The organism is Algoriphagus litoralis, from assembly GCF_003259255.1.
GTDB lineage: Bacteria > Bacteroidota > Bacteroidia > Cytophagales > Cyclobacteriaceae > Algoriphagus > Algoriphagus litoralis.
Genome location: NZ_QGOL01000072.1, coordinates 1 through 320 on the forward strand (window position 1 = coordinate 1; position 320 = coordinate 320).

At 42.2% G+C, this 320-nt stretch carries 1 protein-coding gene; it reads left to right on the plus strand.

The features are described from left to right. Nucleotides 1-42: 42 nt before the first annotated feature. Nucleotides 43-320, plus strand: a 278-nt coding sequence (locus tag DK188_RS21405) for a transposase (protein ID WP_232825798.1), incomplete at its 3' end; no start/stop codon positions are given.

The following is a 320-nucleotide window of genomic DNA, read 5'->3' on the forward strand; positions in this document are numbered from 1 at the left end:
TAGAATAGCCCCAAAAAGTTAGACACTATTTGAAGTCACTTTATGGGAAAAAGAAGGAAATATTCAGTCACTTTTAGGAAAGAGGCTGTAGACCGGGTCTTACTTGACAAGGGGTCGGTATTGAAGGTTGGTCAAGACCTTGGAATTGACAAGTCCCTGATCAGGAGGTGGGTGCTATCCTATCAGAAACATGGGATAATGGGGCTGATGCCGCTTCGGCAGGAGCATTATTCGACCGAGTTCAAAATCAAGGCAATAAAGACGATGCGGAGTAAATCTTTATCTTTATTGGAAACCTGTATCCAGTTTAATATTCGAAG